Origin of the sequence: Mesobacillus persicus (assembly GCF_900109925.1) — a bacterium.
In the GTDB taxonomy this organism is placed as follows: domain Bacteria; phylum Bacillota; class Bacilli; order Bacillales; family Cytobacillaceae; genus Mesobacillus_B; species Mesobacillus_B persicus.
The window spans coordinates 134,621-158,708 of the sequence record NZ_FOBW01000012.1; the positions used below are offsets into that span (position 1 = coordinate 134,621).

The window sequence follows — 24,088 nt, forward strand, 5'->3', positions numbered from 1 at the left end:
CACCAACAAGGCCCATTGGTGCCCAAAGTGGGAAGAGTCTAAGGAAGAAAGGTCACCAACAAGGCCCATTGGTGCCCAAAGTGGAAAGAGCCGGAGGAAGAAAGGTCACCAATAAGGCCTATTGGTGACCAAAGTGGGAAGAGTCTGAGGAAGAAAGGTCACCAACAAGGCTGGTGCCCAAAGTGGGAAGAGTCTAAGGAAGAAAGGTCACCAACAAGGCCCATTGGTGCCCAAAGTAGGAAGAGCCGGCGGCTTAGCACCATCCAGGGTTTTTCCGCTAGCGTATTCCACTCTCTTTGCGGCTGTTTTGTGTTTCTCCATTAGTTTAGTGGTTATTTATTTAAAATTTTTAAAAAATTATGTAACATAAAAGAAAGCACAGCCTGTTTTATCAACGGATTAAACTGGTAGGGGTGGAATAATGAAAGAACATATAGCAATAGGGGCTGTTGAAAAAAATGAGTAAGCAACGAAAACAGCAGCCCGAAGCAATGGTGACGGGTGAGAAGAGCATTCGCTTTAAATTTGGCGATCAGGTGGACCAGGAAACGTATTTTCATGTAATGCAGTTTTCAAATATGGTTGAACAAGATGGTTTCTATCTTTTAGAGATAATCGTCCCAACCTATAACACGGTTACCGTATATTTAAAAAAAGAACCGAGTAATATGGCAGAAATCGTAGAGCGACTATTATCCAAATGGCAGAAGAGTGAGGAGACGGAGAGCACACTTTCTGTACGGAAATTAACGATTCCTGTATGTTATGACGAAGAATTCAGTCTAGATATCGAGAGGGTTGTTGCTCATACAAACTTGACGGCGAACGACATCATCTCCCTCCATTGCCAGCCAATCTACACTGTCTATATGATTGGATTTTTACCGGGGTTCCCTTACTTAGGGAAATTGGATGAGAGATTGGCGACGCCAAGGCTTCATACCCCAAGATTCAGGGTAGAAAAGGGAACCGTTGGCATCGGTGGCCACCAGACGGGGATTTACCCCTTGGATAGTCCTGGTGGATGGAATATTATTGGTAAAACGCCTCTTGACCTTTATCGTCCAGACAGGAAAGAACCCTTTTTTATTCAAGCAGGGGATCAGCTAGGATTTTCTCCGATTACAAAAGAGGAGTATGCTGAAATAAAGAGTCAGATGGATAAACACCCGGAAGCGATTAGCGAGTTTGTTACTATGTCTGACTTACTCTAATTAGGTTGGAAAATGCAATTTAACTACTGTCTATTGTGACCAAGCACCCCTATTCTTTTAGGGGGAGGAAATTAGGAAGGGTGTGCCTATATGAGAATCGATTTAAATGCAGACGTTGGCGAGAGTTTCGGAACGTTTACAATCGGTGAAGATGAGAAGTTGTTCTTGAACATTACGTCTGCTAATATTGCCTGCGGCTTTCATGCCGGGGATTTTAATGTCATGCAAGCAACGGTTAAAAGTGCAAAGGAACACGGGGTCGCGGTTGGTGCACATCCAGGTTATCCAGACCTTCAAGGCTTTGGCCGCAGAGAGTTAAAAATGACCCCGTCGGAAGTTTATAACTCAGTTGTTTATCAAATTGGGGCATTAAAACAATTTTGTGAGATTCATGGCGTGCCTCTTCAGCATGTGAAGCCTCACGGTGCCCTCTATAATGCGGCAGCTAGTGATAAAACAATTGCTGAAGCAGTAGCTAAGGCGGTTCATGATGCTGCCCCGGATTCCATTTTATTTGGATTGTGCAATAGTGAACTGGTTGAAGCAGGGAAAAGGCTTGGCTTAAAAACGGCTTCGGAAGCTTTTGCCGATCGACAGTATACCGATGAGGGAAAATTAACCTCAAGGCTTATGCCGAATGCGGTGTTGAGAACGTATGAGGAAATCCTCGATCAGGTGAAGGAAATCGTCTTTCATCAGCGGGTGAAAACAGCATCCGGGAACTGGGTTAGCTTAAAGGCAGATACAATATGCTTCCATGGGGATGGGCAAAATGTTGCTCACCATACTGCGCAAATCCGGGAAGCGTTGGAGAAAGAAGGAGTCAAAGTCCTCCAGGTAGGGATCACAGATGATTCCTCTATTTAAGGTAAAAAAAGTAGGGACCTACGGGTCGATTCAGGATAAAGGGCGCTTTGGCTATCAGCGTTTTGGAGTACCTGTTTCAGGTCCGATGGATGCTAAGGCCTATCACTTAGGTCAATACATTATCGGTAACGATGAAAATAGTCCCTCGTTGGAGTTATTTTTAGGTGGCCAAGAGTTTGAAGTCCTTAGCGACCATCGAATTGTTATTACGGGTGCTGATTTGGGGGTAATGCTTGACGGGGCTCCTGTACCGACTTGGAAAACCTTCACTATTTTTAAAGGCCAGATATTGAGCTTTACCCGAGCGATTGAAGGTAGCATCGCTTATGTGATACCTGAAGGGGGCTTTGAGGCGGAGCTGTTGTTAGGAAGTGGGTCTGTCTATCCAAAGGGGTTGCTTGGGACGCCTCTTAAGCGAGATAGGATCCTATATGCGAAGCGAGAGAGTGGCGGTGGGTTCCAAACAGGGTTATGCCGGTCAGAGGTTCCTTCGTATTCCCAGCAGATTCAGGTGAAAGTATGGCGGAGTCCCCATTTGGCCATGTTTACGGAAGTTGCTCTAGAGGAATTCTTTCAGACGACCTATACGCTAAAAATGGGGGACAGGATGGGGTATCTTCTAGATGGACCTAAACTAGATTTTGTTCATAGCAGTGATATCCTTTCGGAAGCGACTCAATTCGGAACCATCCAAGTCCCTAACAGCGGCCACCCGATTATTTTGATGGCCGATGCGCAAACCATCGGAGGTTACGCCACGATTGGTAAAATTGCTTCAGATGATCTTTGGAAGGTGGCTCAGTTAAAAAAAGGTGGAGAAATAAAGTTTCACTTTATTTAAGCATTCAAAGTACTGATGCTGCAGCCTTTCGGTTAGATAGGAACAGCTTCGAAGGTATTTACCACGATTTTACATTGATTCTCATTCATGATTTAGGTATTATATAAACATAAGCTGCGTTGTTCGTAATCATATTTAAGTTTTAACCTTTATGCTGTAATAGGGAGTTTTACATCGAAACGGGACTGACAAGCCTCTGTCTATATGACAAGGAGGACAGGCAAGAATGTTTCTGCGAACACCCACTTTGAGGAGTGGTGGTTTAAAACTTTCTTATCTAACATTACGGCAAATGCGGCTGTACATAGTTTTTTCAACCAAGCCAGTTCCCAATCGGGAGCTGGTTTTTTATTGTTTAGGTACATATAAAAGTAAAGAGTGTGGATGATTGTTTTCGTTTTCTGTATCCAGCGCCAGCGCTAGCCCCTCGGGTCATAAGCTGGCTAGCTGCGGCTCCTAGAACGAAACTCCACTCCCTTTCAGAGGATGCAGTCGCCTCCGCTTTTCAGTACAATCCGTCAAGGTATCAAAAACTAACCTAGTACTCTAACACAGCCTTGATAAGAGAAATAAAAAACGAATAGCCACCACTTCGGGCCATCCGTTTTTTGTATCAGATTTGTGAGGCCGCTAGAAAGCCTTCTTCTGTCGCGTCAATGATCCTTCTTGCTTGGTTAACGTCACCAATTGTTTGGATATTTTTAAATTCCTGATTCAATTCTCCAATGAAAGAATTATTAGGAGCATAGCCTGCAGCAATAATGACTTGATCGGCCACCACTTCCTGATTCTCAAGAATCACCTTCTCAGGTGTAATCTCTACGATTTTTGCATTAACAATTTGATTTACATTATGCTCTTCCAGATAGGCAAATAAGTGCCCAGCAAAAGTAGGTCCGACCCCACGACCAATCGAATCCGCCATTTCAATAATTGTGACATGTTTTCCTGCATTAGCTAAGAATTTTGCCGTTTCCGTACCGACTAATCCACCGCCGATTATGGCAACTGTGTTACCGGATTCTATGCCATTTAGAATATCTTCAGCCAAAATAACATGATTTAGGTCTGCCCCTTTAATTGATGGAGTTGTCTGGTTAGCTCCCGTCGCGATAATAACACTGTCCGGTTGATATTTTTTTAGATCGAAAACAGTCTTAATGTTTTCTTTTATGATTTGAACCCCGAGTTTCGTAAGTTGATTGTGTAAATAATCTTTATAAAGAAGGAACGTATCTTTCTCCGGTGGGGTAGCAAGAATGTTAAATTTCCCACCAACCGATTCCTCCTTATCAATGAGTGTTACCGTGTGTCCACGGAGTCTAGAGACTCGGGCTGCTTCCATTCCAGCAGGCCCTGCACCGACGATAACAACCTTTTTCTTCGTGATAGCTTCTTCAATCTGCCTTTCTGCTTCAAACCCTGCGCGAGCATTAACAAGACAGGTAATTCCTTTTCCTTGGAAGACATTGTCGATACAGCCTTGATTGCAAGCTACACAATAACGAATATCGTCATAACGTTGTTCGTGCATTTTTACAACAAGTTCTTCATCAGAAATTAGTCCACGGCCAATTGCTAACATATCGGCTTCGTCTTGCTCAATGATTCGTTCCATTAATTTCGCGTCATTCAGTCTACCGGCAACAATAACGGGTACATCAACAAGTTCCTTTAGCTTTTTACTAAAAGGGACTAAGAATCCCTGGTCGATAAACATGGGTTGAATGGTATACTCAACAGCATCGTAGCTACCAGCTGTTAGACTGATGGCCTGTGCTCCAGCCTTGATGGCTTCTTGGCAGATGGTTATGACTTCATTGAATTTTAAACCATCATCTAGGTATTCGTCAGCACTGATTCGAATGGTAACAGCTGTATGATTGCCGCAGACTTCTGCAATTTCTCGTAAAACTTCGATTGGGAAACGCATCCTATTTTCGAGGCTACCACCGTATTCATCTGTTCGTTTATTGCTATGTGGGGATAAAAAACTATGCAGTAGGTATCCATGTGCTAAATGGACTTCAACCATGTCAAATCCTGCTTCAACCGTTCTTCGAGCAGCTTGAACAAATGTTTTCTTCATCTCAAGAATTTCCTCGACGGTCATTGCCCGTGGATCATTGCCTACCACCGCGCAGGGAATGGCACTAGGAGCAATAGGCTGAATACCGGTAATTGCTTCTGAAGCTTGTCTGCCTGCATGGTATATCTGTGCTCCAGCTAGAGACCCAGCATTGTGAATCGCGTTCGTTAGTTTTTTTAAACCAGGAATAAATCTATCATCATAGATACTAAGCTGGGTAGGTAGACCTCTACCTTCTGGAGAAACCCCAACAGAACCAGTTATGATAATCCCGACTTCATTCCTCGCTCTTTCTTCGAAAAAACGTATGATTCGATCATTAACTACCCCGCCTTCTCCCGCAAGGCCATTTTCCATCGGAGCCATCATAAAACGATTTTTTATTGTAAGTGGACCAATTTTAATAGGATTAAAAAGATTAGTCATGTTGAACCCCCAACGAAATTTATTAAGGAAAGATACCTTTTATAGTTTAATCATACAATTTAGTTGTGACTAATTTCACAAGGTTTTGTGACGAAAATATGATGGGGTAATGACAAGAAAGTGATTGTTGGGAATGTTTATCGATTAGTATTTAATAGTGGCGATATACCAACACGTCTGTAGTAAAATCCACGATTTTAGATTGTATAAAAAATGGATGGTGCCAGGCACCATCCAGAATATTCCACCCTCAACAGCACACAGTTATTCCTGATGGAAAAAGTTTCCTGACTCTCTGGTTTACCTCCTTGAAATAATAGGAAATGGAACATATTTAAGGAGGATCTTTTAATGTTTATTCGAAAATTGATGTTCATCGTTGCTGCCATTATTCTTTTTTTACCAGGATATACGGCTTTTGGGGTAGGAAATCATGCTATAGCTGATGCTTCCTCTAGCTCGCTGGCACTATTCCCTGAGCCAGAGCAACATTTCAAAAATAAAAATGGTGACCACGCTCAGAAAAACGTTGATCGTCCGAAAAATGTCATTTTTATGGTAGGGGATGGAATGGGCCTAGGCCAGATGGAAATTGCCCGCCTGTTTGAGCATGGAAAGAATGGCCGTTTGTTTATGGAATCGCTGCCAAATGTGGCGCTGGCTCATACGTACTCGGATGATAATATGGTGACGGATTCTGCCGCTGGTGGCACGGCGCTCGCAACGGGAGAGAAGACCAACAATGGAATGATTTCCGTTTCGCCTGATAAAAAGGAAATGGCTAGCATCCTGAAAAAATTTAAGCAGGATGGACGGCAAGTCGGGGTTATTTCGACTAATAAAGTTACCGATGCGACCCCAGCTGCTTTTACCGCATGTGTGCCGAACCGCTGGGAAGGCCAATCTGAAATTGCCAGACAGCAGCTTGCAGGAGATATCGACGTTATCCTTGGCGGAGGCAGTCAGTATTTTAAACCTGAGAATCAGGATGGAGTCGACTTAATCGGTAAGTTCAAAGAAAAAGGCTATTCCTTTGCGACGAACCGTACGGAGATGGCAGAGGCAAACGGCAATAAATTACTTGGTCTCTTCCATCCAGATAACATGAATTTCACAGTGGATCGTGCCGAGGTGAAGAGTGAGGAGCCCACCCTTAAGGAAATGACTGCAAAAGGAATCGAGGTCCTTTCTAAAGGGAACAATGGTTTTTTTATGATGGTGGAAGGGGCCAGGATTGACCATGCTTCACATGCAGCTGATTTGACAAGCGTCTGGAAGGAAACGATTGAGTTTGATCAGTCTGTGAAGTACGCGACCGAATGGGCAAAGGAAAACGGCGATACCTTGGTCGTCGTACTAGCTGATCATGAAACAATGGGAATCTCAGCTACAGAAGCAATGGATATCGAAGCGCTTAAAAAGATAGGCGTCTCTCATGAGTTCATGGCGAACCAGCTAAAAAAAGTAGATCGCTCAAATGAGTACAGTGCTGAAAGTATTCGAAATGTCTTTAAAACCTATGCCGATATTGATATTACAGAGGATGAGATAAGGCAGTTTAACGAAAATGTAAAAGACAAACGAGGGAAAGTCTATCCAACTAGACAAGTCGGCTGGGAAATCGGAAGCATCATTGCCAATCATTATCATGGCGGTACTTTGAACAGCCCAACGCGTTCTTTGAGTAGTACCGGGGGGCACACAGGCAATCTTGTCCCAGTGTTTGCTTACGGGGCCGGATCCGAGAAATTTGAAGGAGTCCTTGATAATGTAGATATCCCTAAAATTATTGCTAAACTGATGGGCTACGAACTGTAAAACGCTGGATGGTAAAACGCTGGATGGTGCCCACTAGCCTTGCATGACTTTAAAATAATTCCATTTTTTCAATAAAATGTCTTTACGTACAAGAAAAAAACTCCTATTGTAGAAGTTGTTGACCTTGTTTTGTTCCCTAAACAAACAAGTCTTCTACAAAGGAGTTTCAAAATGAACAAGAAAATTATAGGACGCGAAATGCTCATTTGTCAATGTCTTTCGGAACTTCCGCTGGAGGACTTTGATTGTCCACTAATTGATTATGGGAAAAAACTTTCAACTAAATCTTTAATCAAGATTTTCGTAACGGCTCAGTTGGACGAATGGGATTCTTATAAAAACATGGAAGAAAAGTTAGGGGCACATCCAAAGCTCCGTAAGGAGATTGGGGTAAAGGAGATAAGCGGATCTCAGTTAAGCCGCAGGATCTACGACCTGCCAACTGAATGGTTGCAAAATCTTTTTGTTAAAGTCGTAAAGAAAATTCAGCTGTTCACCAGAGGGTTGACGGGGCTCCCTAATGGTTTGGGTGTATTAAAAATTATTGATTCAACTGAAATAAGATTACCAAAAAACTTATGTGATTGGGCATTTATCTCAAAGAGCCATACGGCGGTTAAAATGCATACAAGATTGGTAGTTGCGTCAAAGGATGTAGTTTATCCCGACAAAATTGTACCATCTTCAGGTAAATTAAGTGACAATGAAGGTTCAGATGATTTGGTGGAAGAGTCAAATTCCATTTATGTGATGGATCGTGGATATCCTTCCAGAGAAAAATTTGAAACCTGGGAAGAAAAAGGGATATCCTATGTTGTTCGAATCACCAAATCTCTTCGTTTAGGTATCTTAGAAAAGTACACACCCACTCATCCATCCGTGACTCTTGATGCAAAAGTATCCTATAACGTGTCTAAAAAGCCTGTTCGCTGCATTGAATTTATGGATGAAAAAGAGAGAACCTACCGAATTCTCACGAATCGGTTTGACCTAACGGACCAACAAGTAATGGAAATCTACCGTGCCCGTTGGACAATTGAGTTGTTCTTTAAATGGGTTAAACAGCATTTGAAATTAACAAAAATATGGAGCACGAAGCCACAAGGGATATGGAATCAAATGTTCCTGGCTTTAATCGCATATGGTCTTTCCTTATTAATAAAACTTCAAATTCCATCAGATAGAACTACATTTGGATTCTTTAGATTATTACAAACCTATCTCTATCAAACCGTAGGTTCTTTTATGAAAGCTTTGAAAAAGAAGAAGAAAAGAACATCGAGGGGAAGACAAAAAGTACCAATATCTAAGCCAAAAGCTAAGCCGGAATTTGGAAGTGTCGCTAGAGATAAAACAGAAAAGAAGAAAAAGAAGCACAAATAAATGATGGATTCTAATATATATTGTAAAAAAAAGGGAACAAGGTCGATTACAACCTCATTTCCTTTTTTTCATTTTGCGCCGAGAAGTGTATGGAATAATTTTGAATATATTCAAATCAATTACATCTATGCAAGACTAGTGGGCACCATCCAGGTTTTGTAAATATTCATACCAACCAAAAGAACACCATCTAATTTAGATCGTGTTCTTTTTTTGCCTACCCATTAGTTTAGTATCAAAATAGATTTACATGTTAGCGTTTTCGACTGTTCCGTTTCGCTTTGTCGATATACTCTATATATTTTAATAGAACGAAATACGGCCAGAAAATCACATAGAGGATGTTATGACCAATTTCTTTTGACGTTGTTGCCTTTCCAACCAATAAGCAAGCGAATCCTATCAGAAGATAAAGGGTTAACTCAAGCAGCATTATTCCCACTCCTTTAACACCTTTATTTCAGTTTATACAATACTCCGATTTTGGTGACGAAAATAGGGACAGGGAAGCAAGCTTAAATATTTAATCAAACGTTTGATTAAAATTAAATCTGGGTATTGTGGGTATTGGTAAAAACCTTTAACCGAATTATACTTTTATTAAAATGCGTAATTGCATAAGGAGGAGCCATGTATATTCAACCATCTAAAGAATATTGGCAGGGAAGAGTGGACTCGGAGAAGGATCTTTTAAGCTTTCGTTATCATCAGAAGGTTAGTCTAGCTGAATTACCGAATTTAAATATAGATCAGAGTAAAACAAATAAAAACTTCGGGCTCATCGGTTTTCAATGTGACGAGGGTGTCCTTAGAAATAAAGGCAGAGTAGGGGCCGCTGAGGCTCCGGATAAAATAAAAATGGCAATGGCAAAGCTCCCGTGGCATTTACTTGAAGGAACAAACCTATACGACGTAGGAAACATAAAGTGTGAAGATGAAAAAATGGAGGAAGCTCAACAAGAACTAGGGGAAGCCATACGCAAATTAATGAACACGAACATAACCCCAGTTATTTTAGGTGGGGGGCACGAAACCTTTTATGGTCACTATCTAGGTATAAGAAAATCAATTGGTCCGGATGCCAAATTAGGCATGATCAACATAGACGCTCACTTTGACATGAGACCTTATGACGAGCAACCTTCTTCGGGAACCATGTTTAAGCAGATTTTAGATGAAGACCCCAACTGCGGTTATTTCGTAGCTGGAATTCAGCCGGCGGGGAATACCCTGTCACTATTTGAAACCGCAAAGGAACATAGGGTTCACTATCTATTAGAGGAGGATTTGACGCTTGCGGACATCGAGCGTGCAAAAGGGCAGCTCTGCGCCTTTGCGGCCCGACATGATTACATAATGCTCACATTGTGTATGGATGCGGTTAGTTCAGCGTACGCCCCAGGAGTCAGCGCACCCTCGCCATTTGGGCTCGACCCGAAGCTGGTCCGTGCTTTAATCCGTTATATTGTTTCAAGCAAGAAACTCACTTCCTTTGATATATCAGAAGTAAATCCGATTCTTGATGACGATAATAGGACGGTGGTATTGGCATCACACTTGATTCATGATGCGTTGGTGTCATTTCATTCGTGATTTCATAGCAAAAGAAGAGCCCTCATACTTAATAAGTGGGCTCTTGTTCTGTTAACAGATATTATTCATGAGTATGATATTTTTCAGGATCATAGGCTCTATAACCGCGAGTAAATTCCGTGCCAAAATGCTCATCAGCTACAACCTTCGGATTTAAAATATCATCCCCCTCAGGCTTATTTCCTTCTTCAACCCATTTTGTTAGGTCAGTAAAGGCTTCACTCTCTTCGGTAGTGTTAAATCCACAATGCTCTACATCCCGAATCACGCGAGTAACAAGTATATCCCCATTCCCATTTGCTTCCGTTCTTTCTACATGAATCTGTTGCATATGAAATGGTACAAATAAATCACCAACAGTATGAAGGGAGACCATTGGGATTTTATGTGTCCCATTTACCTTTGGGACCCCAGTTAATCCTTGTTGCTTTGTCTGTGGGTCACTAACCACTCGGACAACAGCTTCATTAAGTGCTTTTTCTTCAGGAGATAGAGTACTCATATCATCATCAAACTGGTAAACTGAGTCAGTTGTGTTCACCACATTGCCTGCGGCAACCCCGTAATCGCCTTGTGGAGGTAGCTGGTTAAAGAGAAAATCCTTATAGGTCACAAAGGCCGTATCGAACAATGGACGCTGACCGCCAGTCAAGTTCATTGTTACCGATTTCAATTTTTGACCTTCGTCATTTAAATTTCCGTCTAAACCGAGCTTATCTTTAATTAGAGGTACTGTACCTCCCACGTATTCAGCATCAAGAATCGTTTGCTGATCCTCCTTCGCTATTCCCGAGAGAGACTGGGCCACAACATTATAATCCGTAAAGAAATCAAACAACTCAGTATCCCCGGTTACCCCGCACATAGGCAACGCCCCATCATAGGAATTACTGTACTGCTCCGCTAGCACTGCTGTAATATGTCCACCCATTGAATGGCCAGTTATATAAGTTCGAGATGGTTTTCCGACCTTCCCATTAAAAAGCGACCCAAGTGCGTGAGTATCTTTAACCCCTTGTGCAACATCATACCCATTCGTACTGTAACTTGATGCTGCCCATGCGTATCCTTGTTCTAAAAGATTTCCCCTTATTCTTGGATTACTCACTGTCAACTCAAGGCCTGTCCCTCTAAAACCATGAGCATATAAAACTAGCTCACCATTCCAATTCTTCGGAACCTCAATACGATATCCCGCCCCTTTATGTACGCCCCAATACCGATCCGTCTCTATTCCTTTTGGGCTTTCAAACGGCAGTTTTGATTCATCAACATAATAAGGAATCGTATTCTGATTTTGCGCTTTTTGCGTTACACCTTTCCCTCCAGCTGGTGGGGCAGCCAATCCTACTGAGCCGGTAAAAATCAATGAGGCTCCTAGTGTTATTGCAAGAACAGTCTTTTTCAACAATGATCACTCCTCCCTAGTATTGAATAAATAATGCAATATTCAGACAACAGACTCAATAAAATCATTTCCTCACAATCTATTAAAATCTGACATAAACAGAATAAATAAGGAATTTATGTCCCTGTACATAAATAACATGAGGCACACTCTAGGTATTAGGTTCCATTTAAGTCATAACAGGAGATTCTTATTGAAAGAGAAAGAAATCATTTCTCATGTTTTTATAGTTATTTATACCTCTTTTGAATCCTTGCTTCTACAATTACAAGCAAATCTCTACAAACCTCTACATTTTTAGAATAGGATTTTAGTCCAGTTATTTGAAGGATTTTCCCGGGAAATGTAGATTGATGTCTGTTCATATGTTTTTTATCGGGGATTACTAGGGTGAAAGCTTTCTTAGAACTAGAAACAGAGGCAATCGCCATTGTTCCCAACTACTAGAGTAGTATTAATTGATTGCATTTACGCACACACAATCCAAATCAGAAATAATATAGTTTACTTTTAAAATATACCCAAAAGTCCTAAGAGATTAATAGGAAGTAGTAAATCAGGCATATATAATTTGAATATTAAAATAGTTAAAAATAATCAAGAAGCTAAAGACTGATTTCCCTATACTAAAAGAAATACATATTTTAGAGATGGAGTGAGTGATTATGAAAGGGAAAAAACTATTAGCTGGGGTAAGTGCCCTTGCACTTTGTGCTAGTATAGCAGCTCCAACATTGGCAAGTAATTCACCAAATGGGAATCTAACCAATCCTAATCAAGTCTATTCTGTAAAAGGTTTTACCGATTATTCACAAATGGTAGACCGCCTAAAGCAAATCGAAAATAACAGCCAGGGGAGAGTAGCTCTAGATGTGGTGGGTGAGTCCAACCAAGGAAGAGACATCTATCAAGCAAGGGTAGGAAATGGAGATAAGGTCATCCTAATCGAAAGTGAAATTCACGGAAACGAGAAGACCGGTACAGAAGCCATCCTAAATATTCTTCAATATCTTGGTTCTAGCAACTCCCCTGAGGCGAAGCAAATACGTGAAGAGGTGACTCTAGTTGCTTTACCTAAAATGAACCCAGACGCATCTGAACTGGATCGCCGTGGAAATGATATGTCATGGGCAGAAGTCCAGGCAGCATTCCCGCAATTAGCTGATGTTGGTCCAACTTGGAATTACTATACTTCACCAAATATGCAACAAAGGGACTACTCACAGAACCCTGGCTTCGACGTCAACCGTGACTTCAATCCAGACTTAAATTACGTACCAAAGGCAGGGGATTTTCCAGGCAATTCAAGCTTACCTGGCTGGTACATCACCCCTGAATCCCAAACAGTAAGAGATGTATACAAATCTCTACAAGCTGAATTCGGAAAAGTAGATGTCTTCGTCGACATCCATCACCAAGGGCAGTACTATGTAGAAGGCACAGATGACCTTGTAACAATGTCACTTTCAGCAGACTTCGTACCTGATCCAAACACACCAGAAGGTGAAAAATATGCTGAATACGCAGATACCTATAACTTTGATTTCTCGAAGCAGTTGAACTTGGCCGCATACAATGCCTTGCAATCTCTAGGCAATAATTCACCGTTCAACAACATTACACTGTATAGCCAAAATCTTGACCTTCCAGGTACAGCATTAGGAAGCTTTGGTTTAAACGGCAGTGGAACTATTTTATTTGAGGTAAGAGGACAATCCCATTCATTAGGTCAAAAGAAAAAAGGACAGCTGGTAAAGGCAGTTGAAACTGGCCTGTATGGTATTATTAACGGCGTCACAGATGGATCAGTAAATGAGCTTGACCCAGATGATTACGACAATATCCCACTGACATCCTACAGACCAGGAATTTAAGGTGCAGGTATGTAAGGGGTGAGAGAGTACCGTAAAGAAAGAGTGAACTTAGCTCTGTAATAACTCTATTATTGTAAAAGGAAAAATCCCTCCTGCAACTAAGCAGAAGGGATTTTTTCATTTCTTTATGAATTCATATTTGTTCTTCTTCTACTAACGATTACTACAGCACCCATAGCGACTAATAGTAAGCCCAATGCTAATAGGTTAAATTGATTTGTAGCAGTATTAGGTAGGATGTTACCATTAGTTCCAGTAGAAGCAACGGATGGTGTACCTTTAGTCTCGCTTGAATCATCTTTAAAGACACCATACGTACTAAAATGAGTTGTTGTCGCTGTTACCAAGCCGGTAGCAGGGTCATATACACTGTCTTCGATAACTTCCCATTCTTTCGTTTCTTCGTTGTAATAAAATGCTTTAACCAGTGATGGATCCAGATCAGCAACTAAATCAGGATTCACCTCTAATGTAAAGGTTACTTCTTGTCCATTAAAGTCACTTATAACCGTTGATCCAGCTGTGATGGTAAAATCATACACCGCACCAAGAGCATTTGCAGCCTGTTGTTTTACCATCTTAATTACCACTGGTTGATCACCAGCAATAGCTGCGATTTGTTCTAAAATTGAAACTGGGATAATAAGGCTAGAGTCTCCCTTTTCAATCTTTAATTCATTATTTTTTTCTATCAATGAATTTAAAGCAGCTTTGTCTAACTCCACTTTTAACTCAACTTGTTCTTTCGCATTTTTAGGTTGAATAATAACAACCTCGTTGGCCTTCGCTTTTTTAACATCTGTTAATACTACGTTTACAGTCATTGTCTTATTTGTAGCATTTACAGTTGTTTTAGGCTTTACGATAACACTTGGATTTTTACCAGGGTTCGCATCTGGACTTTGTCCAGGATTAGCACCAGGGTTTGTACCTGGGTTCTGACCAGGATTAGCACCAGGGTTTGTACCTGGGTTCTGTCCAGGATTTGTACCAGGATTTTCGCCTGGTTCTTCACCAGGATTTTCGCCTGGATCCTCACCAGGATTTTCGCCTGGTTCTTCACCAGGGTTATCACCTGGTTCTTTACTTACATCAACAATTCGTCCTTCAACTTGTGTTGGGATTGTAGTTAAGCTCACTAGATGATCCCTGAAGTTCTCCCAGTCAGATAATCCTAAGTCTGTTACACGTCCTTCTTCGTATGCTTTCGCAAAGACATCATAACCGTCTCCTCCTTTAGCTGTGAAAGCGTTTGTTGCGACCGTGTATGTTACATTATCTTGAACTTCAACATATGCACCATTTTGAACTAAATATTTCACAGATACGACACGTTCGCCTGCTGGTTTAGTAGAATCAAACTCCACTTTTCCACCAGCCACATGTAAGAATCCACCATTTTCTCCTGGATATTGGCTGACACTGATTTCAAATGCTCTCTTTAGCTCAGCGCCTGTTAACTCCATCGTTGCAAGTGTATTACCAAATGGAAGAACTTTAATTACTTCACCAACAGTGATTGGGCCAGCATCGATGGCTGAACGGATACCACCGCCGTTTTGTAACGCCATAATCACATCTTTATCCGTGAATGATTTTGCTTTTGCAAGCATTCCATCGGTAATTAAGTTTCCGAGAATAGTTTCGTTTCTACGTACACTTGACTGTGTATTATCGCCATTCGTACGTGGATTTTCCAATGCGACTTCAGCTACTACACCAATTTCTTGCTGTTCGATTTCAACTACCTTCGTTTTGTATGGTGCTAGAATCTCTACAGCATCTTGGTCAGCTATTTGACTACCAATCTTGATTAATTTTCCTGAATTGGCCACTACTACGCCAATTTCATCGAATTCCACGTTCAGAAAGCCTAGATTGCTATTTCCACTTCCGGTTTGAACAATAACGGTTGGCGTTGCATCTACAGCTACTACTGTTGGTTCAGTTAGCGCAGTATGGCTATGTCCACCAACAATAATGTCGATACCTTCTACTTCTTTCGCAAGAGTTAGGTCGTTATCAATGGCTGCATTGTCATCGTACCCAATATGAGTTAGAGCAATAATTTTGTTAACACCTTGTGCTTCAAGAGCCTCGACAGCCTTTTCAGCTTCTAAAAGATAGTTTTCAAACGCAATTGAACCAGGACTAGAGATAGAAGCAGTTTCTTCTGTAGTTAAACCGAAGATCCCAACTTTTTCACCGTTTACTTCTTTGATAATTGCGTCATAAATTTGACCATTTTGAGCTTCATTTGTAACTAGGTCATTAAATAAACCGTTAAATTTATCATCTTGTGAGAAATCAACATTTGAACTAACAAATGGGAATTGAGCACCTTGAATAAATTCTACTAATTTTCCATGCCCTTCAGAAGAAGAGCCTAGATCGAATTCATGGTTACCAAAGGTCATGGCATCAAAGCCCATTAAGTTCATTAAGTCTAAATCAGCTTTTCCTTTGAATTCATTAAAATATAACGTTCCAGAGAATGCATCTCCTGCATGTAAAAGAAGGGCATTTGGATCTTTCGCTCTTTCATCTTTTACCGCCGTAACGGTCTTAGGCATATTGTCTAAGGAACCGTGTGTATCGTTTGTATGAAGGACCGTTAAGTCAAAGTTAGCTAAAACAATTCGACCTTCAATGCTTGTTGGGATTGTTTCTAAGCTTACTAGATGATCTCTGAAATTCTCCCAATCTGATAAACCTAAGTCTGTTACACGTCCTTCTTCATATGCTTTCGCAAAGACACCGTAACCGTCTCCGCCTTTAGCTGTGAAAGCGTTTGTTGCGACCGTGTATGTTACATCATCTTGAACTTCAACATATGCACCATTTTGATCTAGATATTTCACAGATTCGACACGCTCTCCAGCTGGTTTTCTAGCATCGAATTCCACTTTTCCACCAGCTACATGTAAGAATCCACCATTTTCCCCTGGGTATTGACTGACACTGATTTCAAATGCTTCCTTAAGCTCAGCGCCTGTTAACTCCATGGTTGCTAGTGTATTTCCAAATGGAAGAACCTTAATTACTTCACCAACAGTGATTGGGCCAGCATCGATAGCTGAACGGATTCCACCACCGTTTTGTAAGGCCATAATCACATCTTTACCAGTGAATGATTTTGCTTTTGCAAGCATTCCATCGGTAATTAAGTTTCCGAGGATTGTTTCATTTCTACGTACACTTGATTTTGTATTATCTCCATTCGTACGTGGGTTTTCCAAAGCGACTTCAGCTACGACACCAATTTCCTGCTGCTCGATTTCAGCTACCTTGGTTTTGTATGGTGCTAGAATCTCTACAGCTTCTTGGTCAGCTGTTTGACTATCAATCTTGATTAATTTACCTGCCTGTGCGACTACTACACCAGTTTCATCGAATTCCACATTCAGTAATCCTAGATTACTATTTCCACTTCCGGTTTGTACAATTACAGTTGGTGTTGCATCTTCAGCTACTATAGTAGGTTCAGTTAGCGCTGTATGGCTATGTCCACCAACAATAATATCGATGCCTTCTACCTCTTTTGCAAGAGTTAAGTCGTTATCAATTGCGGCGTTATCATCATAACCAATGTGAGTTAATGCAATAATCTTATTAACGCCTTGTGCTTCTAGAGCCTCGACAGCCTTTTCAGCCTCTTCAAGGTAGTTTTCAAATGCAACCGATCCTGGGCTAGAAATATCGGCTGTTTCTTCCGTAGTTAAACCGAAAATCCCTACTTTTTCACCGTTTACTTCTTTAATAATTGCATCATAGATTTGACCATTTTGAGCATCATTCGTAACTAGGTTATTAAATAGACCGTTAAATTTATCATCTTGTGAGAAATTAACATTTGAACTAACAAATGGGAATTGAGCACCTTGAATAAATTCTACTAATTTCGCATGTCCATCAGCAGAAGAACCAAGATCAAATTCATGGTTACCAAATGTCATGGCATCAAAGCCCATTAAGTTCATTAAGTCTAGGTCAGCTTTTCCTTGGAATTCATTAAAATATAACGTTCCAGAGAAAGCATCTCCTGCGTGAAGAAGAAGCGCGTTTGGATCCTTAACTCTCTCTTCTTTAACAGCCGTTACGGTCTTAGGCATATTGTCTAAGGAACCGTGGGTATCATTTGTATGAAGAACCGTTAAATTAAAATTGTTCTCCACATTAGTACCTAGATCTAGTTGAGCTATAACTGGATCATGGTCACTCGCACGGCCATGAGCTTCCATGAATGAAGAGTTGATATGTACAACATCTACTTCAGCGCCAGCTGCAAGGTTATTTGTTACAAGAATATGATCAAGTACTTGTGAGTTCCCTTGATAGTTATAAGTGAATCTTTCTGCAGCAGGAACCGATTCAATAAGGTTTGTTAATTCGCTGCCTTTTAATGTTTGAATAGGGTTAGAGAATTCAAAGTCATTTAGGTCACCCATAACGACTACATTAGCATCAGCGTTTTCATTCTGCACTTCTTTTACGAAATTGTTGACGATACCGGCAATTTTAACACGTTGTGCCTCACTACCAAGAACTGGTGGTTGGTTTTTACCGAAAATTGGTTGGTCGCCGCCCTTAGAGTTAAAATGGTTATTGATAACGATTACATCTTCGCCATTAAACTCAAATTGAGCAGCAAGTGGTTTACGGCTTGAGTTAAACGCAGTATTTGTTGGGTCAATACGGCCAGGGTTAAGTGTTAGCGACCCATTTTCATAGCCAACAGCCTCTGTAGCGCTGCCCTTATTACCTTCAGCAAGAGAGACGCGATCGATGTTATAGATGAATCCAACACGGATATTTCCGTTAGGTGCACCACCATCTTTGTTCTCTTCTGGAGCAATATCAGTCCAAGCGTAAGTTGGTCCGCCGTGAGCTTTAATCGCCGCAATAAGTGCTTCATAGTTTTGATCTGCGGCCGTTACACCAGTGCCGGTCCCATTATTGTCTTGAACCTCAACAAGTCCAATAATATCCGGAGAGTTTAGTTTTTCAACAATTGACTTTGCAATTTTATTTTTCTTTTCTGTTTCTGTTCCAACAAAGTTTTCCATGTTGTAGTTCGCAACCGTTAACTTTGAATCATCCTTAACAAGTTCAGTTGCTGTAGGTTGGAAGTCACCTTCAACCTTTTTAGGTAGTTCTTTAGTAAGAATCTTGAAGTTTTGGAAGGTGTATGATACCACTCCAGTTACTGTTCCATTAAAACTATCACCTGTTTTTACAACATAATTTCTATCATCATATAATAAGTGTAATCTTTCTGGGTTTGTATTATTTGCTTGTAGTGGAAGACCACCAGCAATTGTATAAGTTTTCTTTTCATCTTTTTGAGTGATTACAGGAATTTCGCCATACTTCTGTGGACCTACTGCAATTGGATTTTCAACTGCTACAAGCATACCTTCGATGCTTTCGTAGAAATCAATTGCATCTTCTTCAGGATCGAACGCAGAGAATTGGTCGTTATCAACAACCTGTGTTGGAGGGAAGATGTCTTTGCCAATAACAAGTGGTTCCGGAACTACTTGGTTGCTATCTAAAACTGTAACCGTTCCGTTGTTTGCGTCGATTTCAGTCGTCGCCAAATCAGTTTTTAACTTGTCATCATATCCAGCAATGATCCATTCTTTAACAAGACCGTCTACACTTACATGGTCGCCAACACTGACACCATGGTTCTTCTTGTAGACAAGAATACCTTCAGAAGTTTTAGGATTATTATCTGGTTCAGGATCTTGGATATAGAAGTTGCTTGCATCATCTACATAAGTTACGATCCCTTCGATACCTATAACATTTTCGCGATCATAAATAGAGTTATGACCTTCGCCTTGGATTTGATTGATTTTTAGTCCTTCTAAACCTTCGATTGGTGGCTTTTCAGGAACCCCATCGAAGCTGTATTCAGATACGTTTTTTAAACCAGGGATGGTAAAGTATGCTTCCAGGGATCCAGTAAGGTAAACTACTTTACCTAAAAGATCTTGGTTATCCATTAAGTTTAAGCCATTCCGAACAGCCCCTGTTGGAAGTTGAACTGGAAGTAGTTTAGAAATGTCCGTTTCGTTTGGATTATCGGCAATGGCTATATTTGTGTTAGTAGTAAACGGAGCTTCTAGATCAAAGTTCGTTTTTGAGATTGTTGTACCAACAATATACCCCTTTACAATTGCCACTCCACTGTTATTAGCAATCGCTTCTTCAACAGTGATGAAACCATCCTCAGCACTTGCAACCTGTGCAACTGGTGCGGCATATCCAACAAGCATTGTGAAAATAATTGTTAGGATAAACCATTGTTTCTTGAATATCTTCAAATCTTTTCCTCCTCTAGGTATTTCCTGGTTTGGTTAGTTGGTGTTTATGGGGGGAACCTCCGATAAAACATGCCAACTGAAAGAGCATGACGTTTCTCATGTACGTGACTTAATGCCTATCAAAAGATTAAAAAAGATGTTGCTGAAACAATTTTCCCATCTGATCCCTCACTTTTTCTATGAAAAGTTCGTGTTTTCAAAGCATTCTCATAGATTTGTTAAGTTTTAATATTACAATAGTAATTCTATCTGTTAATCTCCTAAAATTCTACACAAATTTACAAAAAAAGGTCACTTTTTTTATGTCATAAATATTACCAATTTAAAATTTTATCGAACAAAAAAACGATGTACAAGTGTAACGTTCGTGTTTTCCGATTGAAATAGACCGCTTATCGATAAAATCAATAGATTATTAGTAAATGCATGAGGGTGTTAAAATTATAAATATTTTAAATAGTATATTTAGCTGGACGTTTAAGTGTTGTCGAAGAAGAGGAGTTAAAACAGAGAAAAACAGGGCTAGGGTCTTGTTGGTAGGGGAAGTTTTTCTTAGTGGATTAAAATGGTTTAGACCTATGATTAGGTCTATTCACCTAGTAAATTAAGGGAAGTGTTAAAAATACATTCCTATGACCTTGTCAAATCAGGGGATAAGGTTGAAAATAGATTCGTGTGTAAAATTAATTAACTAAAGGGCGAGTATTATATAGTAAAAATAAAAAACAATACGGAGGTATTAGAATGAGCATACTAGTCCTAGGAGGAGCAGGGTATATTGGCTCCCATGCTGTTCATCAATTGATTGATCGCCAATATGATGTGGTTGTCGTCGATAATTTGCTAACGGGTCACGAGCAAGCAATCCACCCAAAAGCAAAATTCTACAAAGGGGACATTCGCGACAAATCCTTCCTCCAAATGGTCTTTAAAACTGAAGAGATAGACGGTGTCATTCATTTTGCGGCAAGTTCCTTAGTGGGCGAGTCAATGACAAACCCGATCATGTATTTCGATAATAATGTTTATGGAACGCAAGTGCTGCTCGATGTGATGAGTGAGTTTGGAATTAAAAATATCGTTTTTTCTTCCACGGCTGCAACATATGGGGAACAGGAGGTTATGCCAATTACCGAAGAGATGGCGACCTTCCCGACCAATGCTTATGGTGAGACGAAGTTAACGATGGAAAAGATGATGAAATGGTGTGACAGCGCCTATGGAACTAAATTCGTTTCCCTTCGTTATTTTAATGTAGCAGGGGCAAGGTCAACAGGTGAAATTGGCGAGGATCACAATCCGGAGACTCATCTTATTCCAGTCGTTCTCCAGGTTGCCCTTGGTCATCGAGAGTACATTTCCATCTTTGGTGATGATTACGATACGGAGGATGGTACCTGCATTCGGGACTATATTCATGTTGAAGACCTCATTGATGCCCATATCCTAGCATTAGATTATTTGCAAAAGGGCGGAGAAAGCAATGTTTTCAACCTCGGCTCTAGCCAGGGCTTCTCGGTAAGAGAAATCATTGAGGCTGCAAGAGAAGTAACGGGGCATCCAATTCCCTCACAAACGGTCGAACGCCGAGCGGGAGACCCAAGCAGGCTCATCGCGTCCTCTGCAAAAGCCGGTGAAGTTCTGGGCTGGAAACCGCAGCGGACTTCGGTTCATCAAATTATTAAGGACGCTTGGAACTGGCATCAAGCCCATCCAAACGGTTACGACGAATAAAAATAAACAAAGGTGCCTGCCCCTTAATTTTTGGGGAGGCACCTTTGTTATGTTCTATTTTTTGCTAGTTTAATTTAGCCTTACTCGAGATTATAGGAACTTCCTATTCCTATCTATTAAATAGACAAATCATTCTTTCTACCAAAAATACGCTTCCTCGGTTTATTGCCGAACTTAAAAAAGAACTGTCCTTCCTTTGAGCGAAAAATTTTAATTCCGAAGAATCTAAGTGGAGTGAAGATTTCCTTCATATGTACGAGAGGCATGCTCTTTTCCTCCTAAATTAAGTAGACTACCTATATTTTACCATATTAATAGAAAATTTAGAATTTACAAACCATCAACAAAAACCGACAAACTTAAATCGGTTAACCAATAAAAAATCGGACCATACTTGTGATGAGGATGGTGAATGGAGGATGAGCTCGAAGCTATTCCTATATTTTTGGATGATCTCAATTTTTATCATGACCTGTGTGAAGAACCCATCAGGACTAGTGAATAGCAACAAAAGTTTTTTTGAATGGACTCCCGATCCTAACTTATTAGAGTTCTTTGATCCGATCCCTATACTAACGAATGGATTTGTCATTCAAAAAATAGGGCATATCATGGTGTTCTTCGTATTGGTTATACTTTGTACGAAGGCCTATCAGTCACTTAGCCAAGCATTTATATTCAGTATGCTACTGGCGATCATAACAGAGGTTCTTCAAATCTTTTTTTCAAGAGGAGGCCGTCTCTTTGATGTTGGTTTTGATGCGATGGGGATCGTAACTGGACTTATTTGTTCGTTTCTTTTCACGAAACTAGTAGGGGTACAATCAGGTGGGGAGAGAGTAAGCAGATAACGAGGGGCCAGTCTATTAAAACTACGGGCTGGCGTTTAGAAGCTCTACTTTCTTTTGATCTTGTAGGCTCTACGTTCAGCATATTCTGAACATGGAATGCAGACTTTTATCTCCTTACCATGGTCATTGATGTAGGTTCTCAGCGGCTTCACTTTTCTATTGCAAATCTCACATTTGCTAAGAAAAAAATCGAAAATTCCCATACGAACCTCCTTTACCCTTTATTTTTATGAATACAAAAGTTTAAGTCAAAGATGTTGCTCATCCATCTAGACGAACGGGCTATCTTTTTAGATGAAGATTTTGGTAAAATAAACAAATAGACACTAATCCTACGTACATACATCTTTCTATATTTTATGCAAAGGGGAAGTGAAGATGAATAAGGTAAGGAAAGCGATTATACCGGCAGCTGGTTTAGGGACAAGGTTCCTGCCTGCGACGAAGGCGATGCCAAAGGAAATGCTTCCAATCGTTGATAAGCCGACCATTCAATATATTGTTGAAGAAGCAATTGCCTCAGGGATTGAAGACATTATCATTGTAACCGGAAAAGGGAAGCGTGCGATCGAAGACCACTTCGACCATGCCACCGAGCTGGAAAACAATTTGATGGAAAAGCAGAAATACGAGATGCTTGAGACAATTCAAAGCATATCAAATATGATTGATATCCATTATATTCGCCAAAAGGAACCAAAAGGGTTAGGACATGCGATTTTATGTGCGCGGAAGTTCATTGGAGATGAGCCCTTTGCCGTACTTTTAGGGGACGATATCGTTCAAGCGGAGAAACCATGCCTCGCGCAGTTAATGGAAGAGTACAATAAACGATTTTCTTCTGTCCTCGCGGTGAAAAGAGTACCAGATACCGAAACCCACCGGTACGGAATCATTGACCCGATTGAAGCAGAGAATCGGATTTATCAGGTGAAGAACTTTATTGAAAAGCCTGATCCTGGAACAGCTCCATCTAATCTGGCCATCATTGGTCGGTATATCCTGAACCCAGAAATCTTCATGTTTTTAGAAAAACAGGAAATTGGTGCCGGAAACGAAATTCAACTAACCGACGCGATTCAAAAGCTAAACAAAATCCAGCGGGTCTTTGCCTATGAATTCGAAGGGAAAAGATATGATGTCGGGGAGAAGCAAGGCTTTATCGAGACAACGATTGAATTTGCTTTACAACGGCCGGACCTCCGCGACGACTTATTAAGGTTTATGGAAGAGAAGATTGAGCAGCATTCTAAATCATATTAAAAAATTAGGCTGTGTTAAAGTACATTGTTGATATTTAACACGTTGATTGGAGTGGAAGGCACGAAGACTCCTGGAGCGACCGAGCATAGGTCGTAATATATAGCGGGTGGGATTCCCGTCGAGAAAGAATTAGCCATTCACTCGTAGCGAGTCTTGGAGGGCAGGTGGTAACACTCTGCTTTTAAGCGTAGACAGCTAGGTAATGGGCCGTAAGCCGTTAGGTTGAAGGGATTGAGCTTCGAAATTTCGCGTTAGTTGGGAAGGCCGATGCACTCAGGAGTGTAGAAGGCAATATTGTTATTCTCGTAAATGGCGAGAGAATAACAACTTCCTCGGAGTCGGTGACCATGGCACGTTACACACTGATATATTACGGCAACTCGGGAGAACCTTTA

The 24,088-nt window shown here is 40.8% G+C and carries 15 protein-coding genes and 1 other RNA gene; 11 read left to right on the forward strand and 5 right to left on the reverse strand.

Features of this window, described 5'->3' with window-relative positions:
• Nucleotides 1-458 precede the first annotated feature (458 nt).
• From pxpB to ssrS, 4 genes are all read left to right on the forward strand, one after another.
• The gene (gene pxpB / locus BMX30_RS16550) at nucleotides 459-1,214 is read left to right on the forward strand and encodes a 5-oxoprolinase subunit PxpB (protein WP_090748227.1); all 756 of its coding nucleotides are present in this window, start codon (nucleotides 459-461) and stop codon (nucleotides 1,212-1,214) included.
• Nucleotides 1,215-1,304: 90 nt separating this feature from the next.
• A complete protein-coding gene (locus tag BMX30_RS16555) occupies nucleotides 1,305-2,081 on the forward strand; it encodes a LamB/YcsF family protein (protein ID WP_090748230.1) in 777 nt (258 codons plus the stop codon).
• Nucleotides 2,065-2,922, forward strand: coding sequence for a 5-oxoprolinase subunit C family protein (locus BMX30_RS16560; protein ID WP_090748233.1), 858 nt, complete (start codon nucleotides 2,065-2,067; stop codon nucleotides 2,920-2,922). Before BMX30_RS16555 ends, BMX30_RS16560 begins: the two co-directional genes overlap by 17 nt.
• 108 nt (nucleotides 2,923-3,030) lie before the next feature.
• Nucleotides 3,031-3,227, forward strand: a non-coding RNA gene (gene ssrS / locus BMX30_RS16565) — 6S RNA.
• A 308-nt stretch (nucleotides 3,228-3,535) separates the two neighbouring features.
• Here ssrS and BMX30_RS16570 read toward each other — a convergent pair.
• Nucleotides 3,536-5,437 carry an NAD(P)/FAD-dependent oxidoreductase gene (locus tag BMX30_RS16570; protein ID WP_090748236.1) on the reverse strand — a complete coding sequence of 634 codons (1,902 nt, stop codon included), beginning with the start codon at nucleotides 5,435-5,437 and terminating at the stop codon, nucleotides 3,536-3,538.
• Between the two features lie 351 nt (nucleotides 5,438-5,788).
• On the opposite strand from BMX30_RS16570, the gene BMX30_RS16575 reads away from it, so the two are divergent.
• Entirely contained in the window at nucleotides 5,789-7,255 is a 1,467-nt protein-coding gene (locus BMX30_RS16575) for an alkaline phosphatase (RefSeq protein ID WP_244532634.1), read from the forward strand.
• A gap of 171 nt (nucleotides 7,256-7,426) precedes the next feature.
• Nucleotides 7,427-8,638 (forward strand): IS4 family transposase, encoded by a 1,212-nt coding sequence (locus BMX30_RS16580; RefSeq protein ID WP_090748239.1) that lies wholly within the window; start codon nucleotides 7,427-7,429, stop codon nucleotides 8,636-8,638.
• 253 nt (nucleotides 8,639-8,891) lie between these two features.
• On the opposite strand, the gene BMX30_RS16585 is transcribed toward BMX30_RS16580, so the two are convergent.
• Complete coding sequence (locus BMX30_RS16585; RefSeq protein ID WP_090748242.1) at nucleotides 8,892-9,071, reverse strand: hypothetical protein; 180 nt, start codon at nucleotides 9,069-9,071, stop codon at nucleotides 8,892-8,894.
• A gap of 197 nt (nucleotides 9,072-9,268) precedes the next feature.
• Here BMX30_RS16585 and hutG point away from each other — a divergent pair, with 197 nt between their 5' ends.
• The gene (hutG, locus tag BMX30_RS16590) at nucleotides 9,269-10,231 is read left to right on the forward strand and encodes a formimidoylglutamase (RefSeq protein WP_090748245.1); all 963 of its coding nucleotides are present in this window, start codon (nucleotides 9,269-9,271) and stop codon (nucleotides 10,229-10,231) included.
• Between the two features lie 61 nt (nucleotides 10,232-10,292).
• On the opposite strand, the gene BMX30_RS16595 is transcribed toward hutG, so the two are convergent.
• Nucleotides 10,293-11,639: an alpha/beta hydrolase family protein gene (locus BMX30_RS16595; protein ID WP_139195404.1), complete on the reverse strand. Its 1,347-nt coding sequence runs from the start codon at nucleotides 11,637-11,639 to the stop codon at nucleotides 10,293-10,295.
• 665 nt (nucleotides 11,640-12,304) lie between these two features.
• On the opposite strand from BMX30_RS16595, the gene BMX30_RS16600 reads away from it, so the two are divergent.
• Nucleotides 12,305-13,513, forward strand: a complete 1,209-nt coding sequence (locus BMX30_RS16600) for a M14 family zinc carboxypeptidase (protein ID WP_090748251.1) — start codon at nucleotides 12,305-12,307, stop codon at nucleotides 13,511-13,513.
• Between the two features lie 125 nt (nucleotides 13,514-13,638).
• Here BMX30_RS16600 and BMX30_RS16605 read toward each other — a convergent pair whose 3' ends face one another.
• On the reverse strand, nucleotides 13,639-19,845 hold the full coding sequence (locus BMX30_RS16605; RefSeq protein ID WP_139195405.1) for a 5'-nucleotidase C-terminal domain-containing protein: 6,207 nt from the start codon (nucleotides 19,843-19,845) through the stop codon (nucleotides 13,639-13,641).
• A gap of 744 nt (nucleotides 19,846-20,589) precedes the next feature.
• Between BMX30_RS16605 and galE the strand changes: the two genes are divergently transcribed.
• A complete protein-coding gene (gene galE / locus BMX30_RS16610) occupies nucleotides 20,590-21,579 on the forward strand; it encodes a UDP-glucose 4-epimerase GalE (RefSeq protein WP_090748254.1) in 990 nt (329 codons plus the stop codon).
• Between the two features lie 116 nt (nucleotides 21,580-21,695).
• On the opposite strand, the gene BMX30_RS23615 is transcribed toward galE, so the two are convergent.
• On the reverse strand, nucleotides 21,696-21,845 hold the full coding sequence (locus tag BMX30_RS23615; RefSeq protein ID WP_170843918.1) for a hypothetical protein: 150 nt from the start codon (nucleotides 21,843-21,845) through the stop codon (nucleotides 21,696-21,698).
• A gap of 153 nt (nucleotides 21,846-21,998) precedes the next feature.
• On the opposite strand from BMX30_RS23615, the gene BMX30_RS16615 reads away from it, so the two are divergent.
• Together BMX30_RS16615 and galU are read left to right on the forward strand one after the other, a co-directional pair.
• On the forward strand, nucleotides 21,999-22,430 hold the full coding sequence (locus BMX30_RS16615) for a VanZ family protein (protein WP_090748257.1): 432 nt from the start codon (nucleotides 21,999-22,001) through the stop codon (nucleotides 22,428-22,430).
• Between the two features lie 378 nt (nucleotides 22,431-22,808).
• A complete protein-coding gene (galU, locus tag BMX30_RS16620) occupies nucleotides 22,809-23,693 on the forward strand; it encodes a UTP--glucose-1-phosphate uridylyltransferase GalU (protein ID WP_090748260.1) in 885 nt (294 codons plus the stop codon).
• Nucleotides 23,694-24,088: the final 395 nt, after the last annotated feature.